This is a genomic window from Acidiferrobacteraceae bacterium (assembly GCA_037388825.1).
GTDB lineage: Bacteria > Pseudomonadota > Gammaproteobacteria > Acidiferrobacterales > JAJDNE01 > JARRJV01.
Genome location: JARRJV010000060.1, coordinates 1 through 13,648, shown reverse-complemented (window position 1 = coordinate 13,648; position 13,648 = coordinate 1). Strand labels below are relative to the sequence as shown.

14 protein-coding genes and 2 tRNA genes are annotated in these 13,648 nt (G+C 60.7%); 3 read left to right on the top strand and 13 right to left on the bottom strand.

Annotated features, from left to right (window positions below; genetic code table 11):
- Positions 1 to 63: 63 nt before the first annotated feature.
- Genes dnaQ through P8X48_10405 form a run of 3 tightly spaced genes read right to left on the bottom strand, consistent with a single transcriptional unit; the run spans position 64 to position 2,027 of the window.
- Positions 64 to 789, bottom strand: coding sequence for a DNA polymerase III subunit epsilon (gene dnaQ / locus P8X48_10415; GenBank protein MEJ2107721.1), 726 nt, complete (start codon positions 787 to 789; stop codon positions 64 to 66).
- 28 nt (positions 790 to 817) lie between these two features.
- The gene (rnhA, locus tag P8X48_10410) at positions 818 to 1,249 is read right to left on the bottom strand and encodes a ribonuclease HI (protein ID MEJ2107720.1); all 432 of its coding nucleotides are present in this window, start codon (positions 1,247 to 1,249) and stop codon (positions 818 to 820) included.
- A 1-nt stretch (position 1,250) separates the two neighbouring features.
- A complete protein-coding gene (locus P8X48_10405; protein MEJ2107719.1) occupies positions 1,251 to 2,027 on the bottom strand; it encodes a methyltransferase domain-containing protein in 777 nt (258 codons plus the stop codon).
- Positions 2,028 to 2,065: 38 nt separating this feature from the next.
- Between P8X48_10405 and gloB the strand changes: the two genes are divergently transcribed.
- A complete protein-coding gene (gene gloB, locus P8X48_10400; protein MEJ2107718.1) occupies positions 2,066 to 2,860 on the top strand; it encodes a hydroxyacylglutathione hydrolase in 795 nt (264 codons plus the stop codon).
- A 43-nt stretch (positions 2,861 to 2,903) separates the two neighbouring features.
- Complete coding sequence (locus P8X48_10395; GenBank protein ID MEJ2107717.1) at positions 2,904 to 4,361, top strand: LysM peptidoglycan-binding domain-containing protein; 1,458 nt, start codon at positions 2,904 to 2,906, stop codon at positions 4,359 to 4,361.
- 14 nt (positions 4,362 to 4,375) lie between these two features.
- On the opposite strand, the gene P8X48_10390 is transcribed toward P8X48_10395, so the two are convergent.
- Genes P8X48_10390 through P8X48_10360 form a run of 7 tightly spaced genes read right to left on the bottom strand, consistent with a single transcriptional unit; the run spans position 4,376 to position 10,418 of the window.
- Entirely contained in the window at positions 4,376 to 5,398 is a 1,023-nt protein-coding gene (locus P8X48_10390) for an ATP-binding cassette domain-containing protein (GenBank protein MEJ2107716.1), read from the bottom strand.
- Positions 5,395 to 6,411: an ABC transporter ATP-binding protein gene (locus P8X48_10385; protein MEJ2107715.1), complete on the bottom strand. Its 1,017-nt coding sequence runs from the start codon at positions 6,409 to 6,411 to the stop codon at positions 5,395 to 5,397. Before P8X48_10385 ends, P8X48_10390 begins: the two co-directional genes overlap by 4 nt.
- Before the next feature lie 3 nt (positions 6,412 to 6,414).
- On the bottom strand, positions 6,415 to 7,392 hold the full coding sequence (locus P8X48_10380; GenBank protein ID MEJ2107714.1) for an ABC transporter permease: 978 nt from the start codon (positions 7,390 to 7,392) through the stop codon (positions 6,415 to 6,417).
- A 3-nt stretch (positions 7,393 to 7,395) separates the two neighbouring features.
- Entirely contained in the window at positions 7,396 to 8,358 is a 963-nt protein-coding gene (locus P8X48_10375) for an ABC transporter permease (protein ID MEJ2107713.1), read from the bottom strand.
- 18 nt (positions 8,359 to 8,376) lie between these two features.
- Positions 8,377 to 8,625, bottom strand: a complete 249-nt coding sequence (locus tag P8X48_10370; GenBank protein MEJ2107712.1) for a hypothetical protein — start codon at positions 8,623 to 8,625, stop codon at positions 8,377 to 8,379.
- A gap of 3 nt (positions 8,626 to 8,628) precedes the next feature.
- Positions 8,629 to 9,510, bottom strand: coding sequence for an ABC transporter substrate-binding protein (locus P8X48_10365; GenBank protein MEJ2107711.1), 882 nt, complete (start codon positions 9,508 to 9,510; stop codon positions 8,629 to 8,631).
- The gene (locus tag P8X48_10360; protein MEJ2107710.1) at positions 9,492 to 10,418 is read right to left on the bottom strand and encodes an ABC transporter substrate-binding protein; all 927 of its coding nucleotides are present in this window, start codon (positions 10,416 to 10,418) and stop codon (positions 9,492 to 9,494) included. Before P8X48_10360 ends, P8X48_10365 begins: the two co-directional genes overlap by 19 nt.
- A gap of 217 nt (positions 10,419 to 10,635) precedes the next feature.
- Between P8X48_10360 and P8X48_10355 the strand changes: the two genes are divergently transcribed.
- Positions 10,636 to 11,430, top strand: a complete 795-nt coding sequence (locus P8X48_10355) for an enoyl-ACP reductase (GenBank protein ID MEJ2107709.1) — start codon at positions 10,636 to 10,638, stop codon at positions 11,428 to 11,430.
- Positions 11,431 to 11,482: 52 nt separating this feature from the next.
- On the opposite strand, the gene P8X48_10350 is transcribed toward P8X48_10355, so the two are convergent.
- The 3 genes from P8X48_10350 to P8X48_10340 all read right to left on the bottom strand — a co-directional run bounded on the left by P8X48_10350 (position 11,483) and on the right by P8X48_10340 (position 13,639).
- The gene (locus P8X48_10350) at positions 11,483 to 13,375 is read right to left on the bottom strand and encodes a SurA N-terminal domain-containing protein (GenBank protein MEJ2107708.1); all 1,893 of its coding nucleotides are present in this window, start codon (positions 13,373 to 13,375) and stop codon (positions 11,483 to 11,485) included.
- Positions 13,376 to 13,461: 86 nt separating this feature from the next.
- Positions 13,462 to 13,538: transfer RNA gene (locus P8X48_10345), tRNA-Asp, on the bottom strand.
- Positions 13,539 to 13,563: 25 nt separating this feature from the next.
- A tRNA-Val gene (locus tag P8X48_10340) sits at positions 13,564 to 13,639 on the bottom strand.
- Between the last annotated feature and the right edge of the window lie 9 nt (positions 13,640 to 13,648).

Below are 13,648 nucleotides of genomic sequence, written 5' to 3'. Positions count from 1 at the left end.
CAATACTTCCGACCGCCCCGGCCGATTCCCTAATCCTAGCCGCTGTCAGCCCGCCGTCCAGCCCTATTTCAGGCCAATTTGGCGCCAAATGCTGCCATCGGCACTGGCCTTGTCCAGCTCAGCGAGCCATTCCTCGTGGGCCGCAGCTTCCGCGTCAGTGGCCCGCAGGACGGTCATGGGGGCTCGCGACTGCGGCAGACGCTGGATCTCCACGGCCCCTCCTTCCCGATCCGCGCCCGGCCCGCGGCGTTCCTCGAACAGGCCCGTTTGGCCCCCGGTCATGGCGAGATATACGTCCGCCAGGATCTCGGCGTCCAACAGGGCACCGTGAAGGGCGCGCTGGGTATTGTCTACCGAGTAGCGTCTGCACAAGGAGTCCAGATCGTTCTTCTGACCGGGATGCATCTGGCGCGCCATCTTCAGGGTATCGACCACGCTGCAGCGCGTATTCATCCCGTGCGCATCGTCTCCCTGGACACGGCGCAACTCATGGTCGAGAAAACCGATATCGAATGGCGCGTTGTGGATGATCAGTTCGGCATCACCGACATACTCGAGAAAGTCGGTCGCGACATCGGTGAATCCGGGCTTGTCGGCAAGAAACTCATTGGTAATGCCGTGTACATCGATCGCACCCTGATCGATCTCACGATCCGGATTGATGTATTGATGATAGTTGTTGCCGGTGAGTCGGCGGCTGATCATCTCCACGCAGCCGATCTCAATAATGCGATGACCCTGGGCCGGATCCAGGCCCGTCGTTTCGGTATCAAGAACGATTTGTCGCATGAAGTGTTTCCCCCTCCTGTCGGCCGGACTAACGCTGTCGCAGGTCGTCGATGCCGCGATTGGCCAGCTGATCGGCCCGTTCGTTTTCCGGATGGCCCGCGTGCCCCTTTACCCAATGCCACTGGACCTCATGCTTTTGCACCGCCGCATCAAGCCGCTGCCAAAGCTCCTGGTTCTTTACCGGTTTGCGACCGGCAGTACGCCAGCCATTGCGCTTCCATTTCTCAATCCACTCGGTGATCCCATTGCGCACGTACACCGAATCCGTGGTAAGAGACACCGCACAGGGGCGCTTCAGGGCCTCCAGGGCCTGGATGGCCGCCATCAGTTCCATGCGGTTGTTGGTGGTCGAGGGTTCGCCACCGTAGAGCTCTTTCTCATGATCACCGTAACGCAAGACCACGCCCCATCCACCGGGACCCGGATTGCCGCGACAGGCGCCATCCGTATAGACCTCCACGTCAGCCAACGATACGCATCCGTGCCGCGGCGCGGCCACATGCCGTTGCCTGGGGGACGCTCGAATCCGGCACCGCACGAAGCCGCCAGCGTGGCCGAATCGGCGTCATGCCTTCGACCCGCTTGCGCGCAACAAGCATGTACACAGCGGCCGCCATGGGCCACCAGCGATTGCCGATAGCGTCGAGCAAATACAGGCGATCAATCGCCTTCTGGCTGCACAGCGGCGGGCGATAGTACACCATCGCGCCCTCACTGATCTCGAAATTGAGGAGCTTCAGCCAATCCTTGATGCGGTACAGGCTGATGAAGTGGGCATTCCAGGGTATGACGGGCGCGCTGCGTCGCCGAAACAGGCGCCGCAGACCCCAGAGGCTGTAGGGATTGAAACCCAGAACAACCATATGACCTTCCGGCGAAATGATTCGATCCACCTCGCGCAGGACCTCATGGGGATCCTCGGCAAAGTCCAGCGTGTGGGGAAGCAGGGCCAGATCAACGCTGGCCGAATCAAAGGGAAGTGCGTCGGGCATCGCGACGACACTGTTCTTCAAGTCCGAAACCGGATTCTCGACCAGGACCTTCAGCGGCGCGCCGCAGGAATCGAGCAGTTCGGTTCCGCCGATGTCGCCGATCTGGATGGCGACGGTGGTGCTGAGAGCCGACAGGGTCGGACGCAGGCGGGCCGCCTCCGCCGCCCAAAGGGAGCGCCCCAGGGGCTGATCGAACCAGCCATGCAAACGCGCGCGCAGCGCGGCGAAATCATCCGCGGAGGACATTGACCTCCCCCGCTTCCGGGCACAGACTTTGGTTCATCATGGCGATCAATGTTTTACACGCCGACGCCTTCGAGGACAACTACATCTGGGTTCTGTGTCCGGATCGCGCGGCTTCCACCGCTTCGCGACCGGCGGTCATTGTCGATCCCGGTGATGCCGACCCGGTTTTTGCACTCCTGGATGCGGAGGGACTGGTCCCGGTGGCGATCCTGTGCACACACCACCATCCCGATCACATTGGCGGAATCCCGGACCTGCGCAAACGATTCGATATCCCGGTGTATGGGCCGGCTTCGGAATCCATCTCCACCCTTACCCATCCATTGAAGGAAGGCGATACGGTGAGGATCGAAGAACTCGGGCTGACCCTGAAGGTAATGGAAGTGCCAGGCCACACCCGGGGCCACATCGCATACCTTGGCGACGGCATGCTGTTCTGCGGCGACACCCTGTTCTCTGCCGGTTGTGGACGCCTGTTCGAGGGCACGGCAGAACAGATGTACGACTCCCTGAACCGCCTCACCGCACTTGATGAGAGGACATCCGTCTACTGCACCCATGAGTACACGGCAGCCAATCTTCGCTTTGCCATGGCCGTGGAACCGGGCAACGCCGACCTTCGCGCGTATGTCGATACCGTCACCAATCTTCGGCGCGACGGCAAGTGCACCCTTCCCTCCTCGATCGGTCTCGAGCACCGGGTGAACCCGTTCCTGCGAACCGCCGTGCCGGCGGTGAAGCATGCGGCCGAGCGGCATGAAGGCACGGCTCTCGAAGATGGAGCTCCGGTCTTTGCCTCTCTACGCCGATGGAAAGATGGATTTCGCGGATGAATTCAGTTGACGCGTTCGTGACATATTCCTACTATTACGGCCTGTGGTTTCGATCGCAGACAAAAAGAGCAAGAAGTTTCTGCAGGTTTTTGCCTGCATTCTCGCGTTTTCCCTGATCAGCGCCTGCGCCAGTACGCCCAAGGCCACTCCCGGGGACACGACTGCCGCTCCTTCTCCCTCCGCTGAAGCAAACCCGACTCCCGCGGGTGCTGATGACACCGTAACGGTCCAGGCGCAGACCGACCCCGCCCAGTTTACGAACTTGTGGGACCGGATCCGCGCGGGCTACAAGCTTGAGCCGATGGATAGCCCGCTGGTGAAGCGGCACGAGGAATGGTTCGCGTCGAATCCCGCTTACATGAATCGCCTGGTGGAACGCGCCCGCCTCTACCTGTACTACATCGTCGACCAGGTTGAGAAGCGAAACATGCCGATGGAGATCGCACTGTTACCGGCGATTGAGAGCGCGTACAAGCCTCACGCACTGTCCCATGCCCGTGCCGCCGGTCTGTGGCAGTTCATCCCGTCCACCGGCAAGCACTTCGGGCTGGATCGCAACTGGTGGTACGACGGGCGGCGCGATGTGGTCGCCGCGACAGGGGCCGCGCTGGACTATCTGCAGAAGCTGCACAATGAATTCAATGGCGATTGGGAGCTGGCGCTTGCGGCCTACAATGCGGGTGAGCGGCGAGTCCTGCGGGCGCAGGAGTACAACCGGCGTCACGGCCTGCCAACCGACTATGTGCACCTGCGCCGCCTGAAACCGGAAACACGCAACTACGTGCCAAAACTGATCGCCATCTCCCACATCATCGCCAATCCACAGCAGTATGGTCTGACCCTGGCCGCCATTCCCAACGAACCGTATTTCGCCAAGGTGGAGATCGGTTCGCAGATCGACCTGGGCATCGTCGCCAAGCTCGCGGGCATGAACATTGGCGATCTGTACGACATCAATCCCGGATTCAAGCGCTGGGCCACCGCGCCCGACGGACCCCACCAGCTACTGGTTCCGGCGGAGCGCCGCGATGCGCTGCTGGCGGCGCTCAAGCAGTTGCCCGACAACAAGCGTGTACGTTGGGTTCGGCACCGCATCCGTTCCGGCGACACCCTCAGCGGGATTGCGCGCCACTACGGTGTCAGCGTCCGCTCGATTCGACATGCCAACCGGCTCCACAGCAACCGTATCCGCGCCGGTCACAACCTGATTATCCCCGTTTCCAACCGGCGCCTGACCGCCGCCTATGGCAACGTCACACGACCGGTGCGCCGCGTGGCCCGCCGTCGTCCGATTCCCAAGGGCTCGGTCAAACTTGTCCATACGGTGAAGCGGGGAGACACCCTGTGGTCCATTGCCCGGCGCTATGACGTGTACATCTACCAGATCACCGGCTGGAACCGGTTGAACCGCCGCCGGCCACTCCACCCGGGACAGGCGCTGAAGATCTATGTAGACCCGGAGCACGTACCGCCATCGGTGGCGGACGCTACCACTTCCTGATCCCCTGGCTCCATTCACGCATCGTGCGCGCCGGCATCATTGGTGTGCAGGTGGCATGCGACTACGCGCACATCTCGCCCCCCTCCAAAGGTGACCTTCTTCGGTTCCTCCACGCGGCACACATCCATAACCTTTGGGCACCGGGTGTGAAAACGGCATCCCTTCGGCGGGTTCATGGGTGAGGGAACATCGCCCTCCAGAAATCGCGCGGTGTATACCGCAGCGGGATCGGGTACGGGGTTGGCCGCGATCAGGGCCTCGGTATAGGGATGCAGGGGCTGCTCAAACAACTGCTCGGGCCGGGCGAGCTCCACGATCTGTCCCAGGTACATGACCGCCACCCGATCTGCGATGTACTGCACCACGTTCAGTTCGTGGGTGATAAACAGGTACGCCAGCTGAAACTCCTGCTGAAGATCCTTCAACAGATTCAGGATCTGCGCCTGAATGGAAACATCCAGGGCGGACACCGCCTCGTCACACACGATGAAGCTTGGATTCAGGGACAGGGCACGGGCAATGCCAATGCGCTGACGCTGCCCCCCGGAAAACTCGTGCGGATACCTTCTTCGATAGCTCGCCGAAAGACCCACGCGTTCCAGTAACTCACCCACCCGCCGCTCGTACTCGCGACCGACGGCCAGACCGTGGGCACGCAGCCCTTCGCCAATGATTTCCTCTACCGTCATACGCGGGTTGAGGGAGCTGTACGGGTCCTGAAATACGATCTGCATATGCCGCCGGAGTTCGCGCATCTCCCCCGACGGCAGGGCAAGCACGTCCCTGCCCTCGAAATGAATCTCCCCCTCCGTGGGTTCGATCATTCGCAGGAGCATGCGCCCGACGGTGGTCTTGCCACAGCCCGACTCGCCAACCAGCCCCAGGGTCTCGCCCTTGAATACCTCAAACGAGACTCCGTCCACGGCCTTCACCCAATTCTGTACCCGGGAGAACAGCCCGCCGCGAACCGGGAAATACTTTTTCAAGCCCTCCGCCGACACCAGCACCTGCGCTGCCTCTGCCACCTTGTCGGTCATCGTTTCTCCCCGACCAGACGCCAGCACGCCGCCGTGTGGCCCGGGGCCAACTCGGTCCGCGGCGGGATCTCGTCCGCGCATCGCTCCATGACCTCGGGACAGCGGGTACAGAAACGACAGCCGCGGGCGTATTGTTGCGGGGCGGGGACGGTCCCCTCGATGGACACCAGTCGTTCACCCTTGTGACCCGGTCTCGGCAGGGCCGCCAGCAAGGCGCGGGTATACGGATGCGCTGCCCTGGCGAAGAGTTGCTGTACATCGGCGCTCTCGGCCACCTGGCCCGCATACATGACCACTACCCGCTGTGCGAAGTGCGCCACCACGCCAAGGTTGTGTGTAATGAGCAGCACCGACATGCCCATCTCCTTCTGCAGTTCCTGCAGCAGTTGCAGGATCTGGGCCTGTATGGTCACGTCCACAGCCGTCGTTGGTTCGTCGGCGATCAACAGGTCCGGATGGCAAGCCAGGGCCATGGCGATCATGGCCCGCTGTTTCATGCCGCCGGACAACTCGTGGGGATACTGATCCACCCTTCGTTCCGGCGACGGAATCCCGACCTGGCGCAGCAGGCGAACGCTTTCCTCGCGCGCCTGGTTCTCGTCCATACCGCGGTGGCGCTTCAGCACTTCACCGATCTGGAAACCAATCGTGAACACCGGATTGAGCGAGGTCATGGGCTCCTGAAACACCATGCCGATACGGCTGCCGCGCACTTCACGCAGTTCCTTTTCACTGCGACCGATTAGTTCCTCGCCGGTCAGCCGAATGCTGCCGGCGGTGATACGCCCGGGCGCGTCGATGAGCCCGAGAATCGAAAGCGCCGTCACCGACTTGCCACAGCCCGACTCGCCGACGACAGCGAGCGTTTCCCCGCGCGCCAAATCAAAGGAGACGTCCTGCACAGCAGCGGCCTCGCCCGCCTCAGTGAAGAACGACACATGCAATCCCTCTACCGACAACACTGGCGTGTCAGGTGAACTCTGCGCGGCGCCCGCCATGTCATCCCTGGCCAAGGACTAGCGCCTCCGCAGCTTCGGATTCATGGCCTCGCGCATGCCCTCTCCCAGGAGATTGAATGCGAGCACCACGACGAGGATGGCGATGCCAGGCGTGAAGAACAGCCACGGGGCGTCAAAGATGAAGCCCTTGCCGTCCGCCAGGATGTTGCCCCAGGTCGCATCGGGCGGTTGCACACCGAATCCGAGGAAGCTCAGGGCCGATTCAGTGAGGATGGCCGTCGCTACGGCGATGGTGGCCGACACCAGCACCGGGGCAATGGCATTGGGCACCATATGCCGGAAAATGATGCGCCGGTCGCGCAGGCCCATAGCCCGGGCGGCCGTGACGAAATCCAGTTCGCGCAGGGTCAGAAACTCAGCGCGCACAAATCGCGCGGTGCCCATCCAGCTGGTCAGTCCGATCACGATCATGATGTTGTAGATGCTGGCCGGCAGCAGTGCGACCACGGTCAGGATGAGAAAAAAGGTGGGGAACGTGAGCATGATGTCGGTAAAGCGCATGATCAGGGTATCGACGGTAATGAAGCCCAAACGCACGCGACCGTAGTATCCGGCCAGACCCCCCAGCAGCACGCCGACAACGGTAGAAATCCCCACGGCGACGAAGCCGATGGACAGCGAGACGAATGAGCCCTGCAACATGCGCGCAAACACATCACGCCCCAGGTTGTCGGTCCCCAGAAGATATAGGCCCAGAGTGGGCCGATCTGCCGCCGGCAATAGCGGCGATGGCAACGAGAATGGAGAACGAAACTTGTCCACCAGGCGCACGGTGGCCGGATCAAACACGACAACCCACTCCGTCAACAGTTTTCCCGCAAGCGCCGCAATGGCAAGCAGGATCAGGGTAACGAGCCCGGCCATGGCCAGGCGATCGCGGCGCAGCAAGCGCCAGAACTCCTGTATCGGCGTCTCTCCGGGGGCCTGCCAGGCATCGCCCGTGGTCTCCATGGTCATGATCTTGGTTTCACTCATGTCCTACTCCAGGCGCACACGCGGATCGACGACCGCGTACAGGATGTCGGACAGGAACGTGCCCCCCAGGGTGAGCACCGCGCCGATCAGATTCAGGGTGAGGATTACCGGGAAGTCACGGCTCAGGATCGCGTTGTAGCCAAGCAGCCCGATTCCTGGCCAGGCAAAGATCTGCTCGAAGATCACCGAACCACCAATCAGTCCCGGCAGGAGGAACCCGAACATCGTTACGAAGGGCAGCAAGGCATTGCGCAACGCATGGCGATAGATAACGGTATCCCCGTCCAGCCCCTTGGCACGGGCAGTACGCACATAGTCCTGACCAATGACCTCCAGCATCTGCGAGCGCACATAGCGTGACAGCACGGCGATCCCGGTCAGAGCTGACATGAGCGAAGGGATGACGAGGTGCCATAGCCGGTCCATACTGCGAAACATCCAGCCGGCGTTTTCCATTCCCAGGGTACGCATCCCGATGACGGGGACGTCCAGCACATTGGCGGCAAACATGATCATCAGGTACGACAGGAAGAATCCCGGCACCGAGATCAGGGTGTACGCGATGACGGTGGTACTTCGATCGTATAGTGAACCTCGCCGCACCGCCGCCTGAATACCCGTGGGAAAAGACAGCGTCCAGACGATCAGCGTCGCGGTAATAAACAAGGGCAAGGAGTTGAGAAACCGCTCCCAGATCTTGGGCAGCACCGGCTGGCTGTCCTTGAAGCTTTTCAACCTGCCCGTGAAAAGATCCCGCACCCAATAGGCATACTGGAGATAGAGCGGATCATCAAGATGAAAGGCGGCGCGAATCTTGGCGATATCCTGCGCCTTCATACGCGGATTGCTCGGGTCCACCTCACTCGGCTGACCCGGCGCAAGGTGAATGACGGCATGGGCAATGATAGAGACGAACACCAGCAGGATGAGCCGCTGTACCGTGTTTCGCAGAAGGTATGACCACATAGCGCCCGAGTCCCGCCGCTAGAATTTCGGTGTAAATGCCAGCTTTCGCCAGCGGTTGAAATAGTAATACACATTGCCTGTGCGCGTCGGCTTGAGCTTCGAATAGCTCCCATCCTTGTTCACCTGAACGATGCGCTTGTCCAGCGCGATCGTAGCCATGGGCGCGTACAGGAAGGTATAGGGCTGGTCCTCGGCGATCACGCGGTGTAGCTGGTGGGCCAACTGCACCTGGCGATCGTGGTTGTACTCCCGGCGGATTTCCACCATCAATTAGTCGGCACGAGGATCGTCGTAGCCACCAAAGTTCAGCTTGCCCGGAGCCGACTGACTGGAATGCCAGATCTGGTACAAATCGGGATTGAGCGGAACCGCACCCGTCCATCCGAGAATCACGGCATCGAAATCCTGCTTGTTGATGAAGTCCTGAATGAACACCGCCCACTCGAATACCTGGGTATTGCACTTGATGCCGATCTTGCGCCACTGGTTCTGGGCGATCGTGGCAATATCGGCACGCGTGGTATTGCCCTGGTTGGTGACCAGATTGAACTCAAAGATCTTGCCATCCTTTTCCAAACATCCGTCGGCGTTGCGTTTCCATCCCAGGCTGTTCAGAATTTTCAGCGCGCCTTGGGGGTCGTAGGGCAAGGGCTTGATGCCCTTGTCGTTCCAGTCGGAATTGGGCGAATAGGGACCGGTAATACGTTGCCCTTCTCCATACACGACGTACTTGATGATCTGTTTCACGTCGATGGCCATGCCCAGGGCGCGGCGCACGCGCGGGTCGCGAAACAATGGCCGCTTGTTGTTGTAACCAATATAGGTGTACCCGAAACTGAGACTGGAATATGTCTGGTAGTCCTGGTCCTTGCGGTAGCGCGCCGCCTGATGAGGCTGCGGTGCATAGGCATCGATCGCGCCGGTACGGAACTCCACCTCCTGGGTCACTGGATCGGGGATGATGCGGTAAAAATAGTCTTTGTATTCAGGCGGCCCATCCCAGTAATCATCATTGCGCACGAGATGAATCAGTTCATCACTGCTCCAGGACACAAATCGGAACGGTCCGGTTCCGACGGGATGACGATTGAAATCGCTGTCGCGCAGACCGAAACTCTTGCGCGCATCCCCCGTTATACCTCGCCGATCCATTTCCTTTTCCAGCGCCTTCCGGGCTTGTACACCACACGCACCGTATACGGGTCGATGATCTGCATCTGCTTGATGGGCTCGAAATCCGACGTCAGGGGCGACAGGTTTTTCGGTTCCATGATTGCTTCGTAGGTGAACTTCACATCGCGTGCGGTGAACTCCACACCGTCATGGAAGCGCACACCACGACGCAGGCGGAAAAGAATTTCCGGATTGTGCTCGAATACGGGTAACCATTGCCCCACACTCGATGCCAACAGCTTGGGATTGGCAGGCGTTAGCTGGATGTTTCTTTCCAGATGGGCGGAACGGCCATAGCCTTTCCCGATGACCGGCTGCAGCTTGCTGAAAAAGTCCTGATCAACATCGCGCAACCGGAAACGAATCCGTGGCGGTACATCCATGGCCACACGGTACTCCTGCGGCTTGCCATCGGCTCCGGGCGCCGCCACCGTCCGGGTACGGCGCGAGGCCGGGAGCAGGTCCATCTTGAGTACCTGGTGTGACAATTCTGCCAGCGAACCTCCGCGCATCGCGGTACGCAATCGCTGCAGCAGAAGCGGACCGCTCACCGGCGCACCATCGGGCAATCGGGCCCGGGGATTCACCATCAGGTAGGCAGTCTCACTGATCTCCCAGCTACGCGCCAGACGCCCCCGCATATGCAGGTTTTCGTCGGTATCGATCAGGCTGTCGAAAACCTGATTCACGATGTCAAAGCTGGAGGCGTCGGTGAGAAGAACCGGATTGAGAATCTTGGCGTCCCCGATGGACGCCTCGATGTACTGCCGGCCGCGCGCGGGGTTGTCGACGGTTTGCGACTCGCGCGTCGGAGCCCAGAAATAGGATTGAAGCAGGACCAGGATCAGTGCGATCGGTGCGAAGATCAGGAAACGCTTCAGCCCCATCGGTCGTCTTGGCCTGGTTGTTGTTTACAAGATACCCGCATTGTCGGAGGTTCACGACGCCAATCGGTTCAAGACCGCGCGCCGCGGTCGCCTGAATATAGCAAGAATCCCTTGTCGCATCCCCTTTCCGAAAAGCGAAAAATTCGTTACCGTAGCGCCTCGCCGCGTCCCTGCGGCATAATTTGCCCTGGCCAAGAAGAACAGGACGGAGAGATACATGGGATTTCTGCAAGGCAAGCGCGCGCTCATCGTGGGCGTCGCCAGCAACCGTTCCATCGCCTGGGGTGTGGCCCAGGCCATGCACCGCGAAGGCGCCGAACTGGCCTACACCTTTCAAGGTGAAAAACTGAAGGGTCGCGTGGAAAAATTCGCCCAGGAAACCGGTTCCAGCCTCGTCTTTCCGTGCGATGTCACCAGCGACGAACAGATCGAAGCGGTATTCGAGTCGCTCGGCAAGCACTGGGATGGCCTCGACATTATCGTGCATTCCGTCGGTTTCGCACCGGCGGATCAGCTGCAGGGATCGTACATCGATTCCGTGACCCGGGAAGGCTTTGCCACCACGCTGGATATCAGTGCCTACAGCTTTGCCGCCCTGGCGAAAGCCGGCCGCAAAATGATGCAGGGCCGAAACGGCTCGCTGATCACGCTCACCTACATTGGCGCCGTGCGGACTATCCCGAACTACAACACCATGGGCGTGGCCAAGGCGGCCCTGGAAGCCAACGTGCGCTATCTCGCCCAGTCCCTGGGTCCCGAGGGCATACGCGTGAATGGAATTTCCGCCGGGCCGATCAAGACCCTGGCCGCTGCGGGTATTAGTGGATTCCGAAAGATGTTGTCGCAGTTCTCTGGCGCCGCACCCCTCGGAAGGGTCGTGACCATCGAAGAGGTGGGAAACGCGGCCGCCTTCCTGTGCTCGGACCTGGCGTCCGGTATTACCGGCGAGATCACCTACGTCGATGCCGGCTTCAACATAACGGCCCTGCCGGATATGTCCGCCGAGGAGTGACCGGGAATTCCGGCGGAGAGATCACGGACCCTGCTGAGGGTCCGCATCGCCACTACAGCGCCTTCTCGTGAATCTCGATCTTCGCCTGCTTGCGCAGGCCGCTGATGAAGTCGTTGAAGTAGTCGTCCCCGCGACGCGCCTGCAGCGCATTCTGCAGTTCCTTCGCCTTCTTCTTGTCCAGGTCCGAGGCCTTGCCATCCATCACCGCCGTGACAGCAATCACAGCGTAGCCCTTGTCCTTCAGTGAGGCGTTGACCAGGCTCTCCTTCTTGTCCCTGGGTCGCGGCGCGGCAAAAGCAGCCTGCAACACGGCGGGGTCAGTCGCCTTGGTGTCGTAGCGAGTCAGCACAACCGGCTTGTGGTAGCGTGCGGCCGCAACCCCGCGAGCGGCCTGCTCCAGGGAACCACTCTTGCGCGCCCTGGTCAGGATCTCGGAACCGAGGCGTGTCGCTTCCTGCTGTGCACGATCTTTCCTGAGGTTCGCCACGATCTCCTTGCGGACACTGGCGAACGGTTTGACCGTAGCCGCCTTGTGATCGACCACGCGCAATGCCAACAGACTATCCTTGCCGATCTCCAGTGAATCGCTGTTGTGCTTGTCCAGTAGGACGTCCGAGGAGAATGCAGCGCCCGTCACCTTCGGGTTGGCCGTGATCCCCTTTCCGCCGGTGCGCGCGAACCAGTCGCTGGTGTGGACCTTCAGGCCGAGGGCCTTGGCCGCCGGCTCCAGACTGTCCGACTGTTCGTAGACAATGTTGTTGAACTTCTCCACCTCGTCGTAGTAACGACGGGTTCCCTTCTCCTTCTTCACCAACGCGATCAGCTGTTGGCGTACCTGGGCATAGCTCTTTAGCTTCCCGGCCTTGTACTGCGTGACCTTGGCCACGTGATAGCCAAACCTGGTGCGAATGGGTGCCGTCACTCCGCCCTGCTTCAGGGTTTCGATGGCCGCCTCGAGATTCTTCGGCAGCAACCCCGGACTCAGGGTGCCGAGATCACCGCCCCGCGAAGCCGTGGAAGAGTCGCCGGAGTATTTCCTGGCGAGGCTTGCGAAGTTTGCTCCCGCCTTTGCCTGCCTGGCGATGTCCTGCGCCTTCTTCAGGGCCTTCTGCACGTCCGCAGGCGATGCCGAGTCCGACAGGGGAATCAGGATGTGGCTGACGCGACGCTCCGGCGGCGTCATGAACCGGCTCTTTTCGCTTTCGTAGGTCGCCTTGAGATCGGCCTCCGTAGGCTTGATGGTCGCGGCGACGGATTTCGCGCTCAACTCGATGTAGGCAATGCGCACCTGCTCCGGCACCCGATACTGGTCCTGGTGTGCCTGATAGTAGTCCTCCAGATCCTTTTCCGAGACCTTGATACCGTTTTCCAGCTGATCCACGGAAACCGTGACCACGGCAATTCGGCGTCGCTGCTGTGCCAGCGCCAGTACACGGTCTTCATCCTGTTTGGTGACAAAACCGCTGCCCTTGAGGCCGCTGATGAGCTGATCCAGCATCTTCTGATGGCGCATACTGTCTTCGAAGCCCTGGTAGGTCTGACCGCTGCGACGCAACAGATCCTCATAGCGCGCGGAGTTGAAGGTGCCATCTACCTGAAACTCCGGCATCGCGCGAATCAGGGCACCCAGTTGCTCCCGGCTGACACCATAGCCGCCATTCTGGACCGCCTGCTGCAGCAGGATGCGCTGGATCATCTGATGAAGGATCTGCTGCTTGAAGAATGGCGTCTCAAGCATCTTTGGATTCACGCGGCCGCGATAGCGATCAAGTTGGCGCTGCAGGTCGTCGTGACTGATCTCCGTGCCGTTGACCTCGGCGACGGTGACCTTGGAATCTCCCTCGAAGTACTGGTTCACGCCCCACAGCGCAAACGGGATCACGATCATCGCAATGATGACCGTGGCGAAGATTCCCTGGATTTTTTCCCGGATGGTGCTCAGCATCGCGCGTACTCTACCGGAGAGGGACTGTCAGCGACAAGGGAGTGGAAAAATTTGAGCGGCGAGGAGATCCTCGCCGGGCATGGAGATGGCGGAGCGGACGGGACTCGAACCCGCGACCCCCGGCGTGACAGGCCGGTATTCTAACCAACTGAACTACCGCTCCGAATGATGACCCGCATCGAACGCGATGGTGGGTGCTGAGGGACTTGAACCCCCGACATTCGCCTTGTAAGGGCGACGCTCTACCAGCTGAGCTAAGCACCCCAGGGGCGC

Coding starts and splice junctions, on each gene's coding strand:
- dnaQ (MEJ2107721.1), bottom strand. CDS start 789: ATGCGACAAATCGTTCTTGATACCGAAACGACGGGCCTGGATCCGGCC.
- P8X48_10405 (MEJ2107719.1), bottom strand. CDS start 2,027: ATGTCCTCCGCGGATGATTTCGCCGCGCTGCGCGCGCGTTTGCATGGC.
- gloB (MEJ2107718.1), top strand. CDS start 2,066: ATGGCGATCAATGTTTTACACGCCGACGCCTTCGAGGACAACTACATC.
- P8X48_10390 (MEJ2107716.1), bottom strand. CDS start 5,398: ATGACCGACAAGGTGGCAGAGGCAGCGCAGGTGCTGGTGTCGGCGGAG.
- P8X48_10380 (MEJ2107714.1), bottom strand. CDS start 7,392: ATGAGTGAAACCAAGATCATGACCATGGAGACCACGGGCGATGCCTGG.
- P8X48_10375 (MEJ2107713.1), bottom strand. CDS start 8,358: ATGTGGTCATACCTTCTGCGAAACACGGTACAGCGGCTCATCCTGCTG.
- P8X48_10370 (MEJ2107712.1), bottom strand. CDS start 8,625: ATGGTGGAAATCCGCCGGGAGTACAACCACGATCGCCAGGTGCAGTTG.
- P8X48_10365 (MEJ2107711.1), bottom strand. CDS start 9,510: ATGGATCGGCGAGGTATAACGGGGGATGCGCGCAAGAGTTTCGGTCTG.
- P8X48_10360 (MEJ2107710.1), bottom strand. CDS start 10,418: ATGGGGCTGAAGCGTTTCCTGATCTTCGCACCGATCGCACTGATCCTG.
- P8X48_10355 (MEJ2107709.1), top strand. CDS start 10,636: ATGGGATTTCTGCAAGGCAAGCGCGCGCTCATCGTGGGCGTCGCCAGC.
- P8X48_10350 (MEJ2107708.1), bottom strand. CDS start 13,375: ATGCTGAGCACCATCCGGGAAAAAATCCAGGGAATCTTCGCCACGGTC.